Consider the following 3332-nt stretch of genomic DNA (forward strand, 5'->3'; position numbering starts at 1 on the left):
ACGGCGGGGGCAGTTTCTGGGGATACGATTAAGAGATATGTTACTCATCAAAAAACTAAGTAATTGGTTAGCTACGTACCTACGCTAACCCCCTTATATCCCACGGCTAAAGCACGTGGGTTTTACGGCGTTTTCTATAAGAGATAAGAGGGCGCAAGCATTGCGCCCCTACATGAAACCCCGATTTATAGTCTCAGTGCGTAAGTCCTAACATCAGGATGGGGGCAAACCCTCGCGCCACTCTCAATTCTGACTGATTGACAGCTTTATGACATTTAGTCGATTTTCCAACCTTCCTCGGGTAATAGACGGCAACCTTTCAATCCCAAAGCGGGATTTTTTCGATAGTCTTCTTCTGGAATCCAAACCTGGACGGTTAAATCAGATTCTACCGAGTAGATGTATTCTGCATTGGGGTCGTAACTCATGCTGACTTTGAGGTTAGAGAAATCATCTTCACAGATTTCAAAGCCAAAACGAACTACAATCTGGGCTACTAAGCACTCCGGTGTATCGTGGTATTCTCCAGCCGCCTCTCGTTCTTGGCAAAATTTACCCAGAAAGGGTTTGAGGATGCGTCGAACTTTGTCCGGAGCTCCATTTCTACTGGCATAGATAATTGCCGGATTTCCTTCTACAACGATTTGACAGGGTATAGACATGGGTGTGATTCCTACTCATTCGGAAACGGTGCCAATACTGGCGGTACCGTTATCAACATAATATTTTGGCCTAAAGCCACCCGTGCCGTTCATTTAAACTGAGGAAATTTTTACCGAGTCGTAAAAGACGACCCTCGATATAGCCGTTTTAACATCGATATCTATTCGTGAGTGGAGGATGATTGGGCGTGAATGCAGCAGAACAGGTTAAAAATTTTGAACTCGCCAGCAAGATTGCGGCAGTCGTTAATCTTTTTAAGTTACAGTTTCCTGACGCACGGGCGGATTTGAAACCCTGGATGAATGACCCGAATACCCAGGAACTGGTGGATCCGGATTCCATTGATATTGGATTTCACTTTCCCGGTTGGAGTCGCTCATTACAGAGTCGGAGTATTTTAGTCCAAATTCGGTTTCATGAGGACCCCTTGGATGGCGATCGCCGGGCGATCGGAGTGGAATCCGCAGGTTACAACCATCAAGGACAACAATGGCGATTTTCAACGGTGGAAAACTGGCGCTTTGTTGGGGCAACGGAGCCAGTTGTTGAGGTACAGGAAAAGCTGAAAACCTTTTGCCAGCAAACTTTTGAGTTGTTTAATGGGTAGTTTGGGAGGATGGGAGATAGAGCAGTACAACCCTCGGATCATGGCTCTGCCGTGAGCCGGACTATGAGCGGCTCTGCCGCCTGCCTGGTTGAGGGACTGGAGGCAGAGCCTCCTTCAGGGGCGTGACTCGCTTCAGCCAAGTCACGAGGAGAAGGGAATCCGCACGCAGGTTTTTTAGTCGGTTTTAACCGACTTGAGTTCTTAGGCGGGGGTTTAAACCCCTGCCGACACTTCTTCTTCCTCCGCTTCCAGTTCGCGATCGCCTCCATTATTGTAGTGCCTGCCATAGTCCCAAGCGCTGTTTTGTCCTTGAACACCGTTGGCAATAATTCCCAGGACTTTGGTATTGCCAGTTTGCAGTTCGGCGATCGCTTGTTGGATGGCGGGTTTTTCGGTTTGACCCATGCTGACAACTAACCCAATTCCATCGGTATAGGCGGCTAAAACTCGACCATCTACGACTCCCAGCAGGGGAGGGGTGTCATAAATCACCAGGTCAAATAAAGCGTGCCATTGCTGCATCAGGTTGTGCATTTTTTCAGAAGACAACAACCGGATGGGGTCTGGAGGTGTGACACCGGCGGTGAGGATGAAGAGATTGGGTTCAACGGGCGATCGCTGAATGGCCTCATTCATATCCATTTCTGTCGCAATCAGATGGGTTAACCCTTGGCGGTTGGGTAATCCCAAGCGTTTGTGGACTTGGGGCCAGCGGAGGTCGGCATCCACCAGTAAAACCCGCTGTCCCATTGAGGCAGCAGCTTCGGCCAGATTCACCGCCACCGTTGATTTACCTTCTGCCGGAATTGCGGAGGCGATCGCCACGGAGCGCAGGGGTTTATCCGGAGTCAGGAAACGGATATTGGCATTCAATGCGCGGAATGCTTCTAAAAAGCCAAAATCGCGGACATCTTGGAAGGCAGCACTGCCACGAGCATCCGCACTAGGGAGGACAACCGAGCGATCGCTCGCCGGAATCAGCCCTAAAATCGGCAAGCGAGTAGCATCTTTTAAATCTTCCGGGGAATGGAACACATTATCCAAACGCTCGGCTAATAATGCCGCCCCAAATCCCAACATTAAGCCCAACATCGCCCCTAAAGCCAGGTTCCGAGGCAGACTTGGCGAAACCGGAACCGGATTTCCATTTTCATCCCGAGGAATCGTCGCTGCGGAAATCACTTCCCAAGGCACCTCTCTTTGCGCTGCATCGACCCGCAATCCTTCTCTGCGAGCTAATAATTCCGTCAGAGTCGTGTTCGCAATTTGGAGTTCTCGCTGCAAATCCGTGTACTGGCGCAGAATAATCGGAAATTGTTCGCGGTATTCGCTTAACATTTTCGCCGCTTCCCCAAGCACTTGATTTCGGACTTGGAGGACTTGAATTTGGCTGACCGCTTTCACCATTTCCGCAATTAAACCTGTGCGAATTGAGTTCTGAAAGGGAGCTTGGGGGTTGCCCACCACTGGGCCGGGTAGCTGACCTCCTAACACTTCTGAAGCTTCCTGTCCTAATAGCAATTCGATAGTTCGTCGCTCTTCTAAGAGGACTTGAACTTGGGGTGAGCTTGGGGTAAACCGAGTTGACTCAGCAGCAATTGTATTTTCGAGTTCTTTGAGGCGATTGAGTCGAGCTTGATAGGTGGGAGCTTCACTTAAAACCGAAGCGGCGATCGCTGTCCCCGGTTCGAGTCCAATTTGTCGGCGCAACGTTTCATAGAGTTGTTGCTGCTGAACCAGTTGAGCTTGTGCCTCTAAAAGCTGGTCATCTAGTTTAGTCAGTTGTTGAGCCAGTTGTTGCCCTTGTAACTCGGGTTCAATCAGGTTGTACTCCTGCCGAAATTTCTGGAGTTGTTCTTGCAGAGCATCCACCCGCTGCCGCAACTGCGGGAGTTGGTCTTCAATAAATTGAATCCCCTGACTAATATTGCTCTTGCGGTCTTCTAAGCTGTATCGCAGGTAAGAATTTTGGAGCGTTTCCAAGACAAATTGAATTTTCTCCGGTTCCGCATCTCGGTAGCGGACTTCGAGAATTTTAGTAGTCTTATTGAAGCGATCGAGC

3 protein-coding genes are annotated in these 3332 nt (G+C 49.5%); 1 reads left to right on the forward strand and 2 read right to left on the reverse strand.

Annotated elements, in window-relative coordinates:
* Nucleotides 1-275: 275 nt before the first annotated feature.
* On the reverse strand, nt 276-662 hold the full coding sequence (locus J0895_RS08545) for a histidine kinase (RefSeq protein WP_207087684.1): 387 nt from the start codon (nt 660-662) through the stop codon (nt 276-278).
* Nucleotides 663-850: 188 nt separating this feature from the next.
* Between J0895_RS08545 and J0895_RS08550 the strand changes: the two genes are divergently transcribed.
* A complete protein-coding gene (locus J0895_RS08550; protein WP_207087685.1) occupies nt 851-1270 on the forward strand; it encodes a hypothetical protein in 420 nt (139 codons plus the stop codon).
* A 213-nt stretch (nt 1271-1483) separates the two neighbouring features.
* On the opposite strand, the gene J0895_RS08555 is transcribed toward J0895_RS08550, so the two are convergent.
* A partial coding sequence (locus J0895_RS08555) for a GumC family protein (protein WP_207087686.1) occupies nt 1484-3332 on the reverse strand: 1849 nt, incomplete at its 5' end.

Origin of the sequence: Phormidium pseudopriestleyi FRX01 (assembly GCF_017313335.1) — a bacterium.
GTDB classification, from domain to species: domain Bacteria; phylum Cyanobacteriota; class Cyanobacteriia; order Cyanobacteriales; family Laspinemataceae; genus Laspinema; species Laspinema pseudopriestleyi.

What these genes read in the sequence shown, in the direction of transcription:
- J0895_RS08545 (WP_207087684.1), bottom strand. Translation starts at nt 662, where the DNA reads ATGTCTATACCCTGTCAAATCGTTGTAGAAGGAAATCCGGCAATTATC.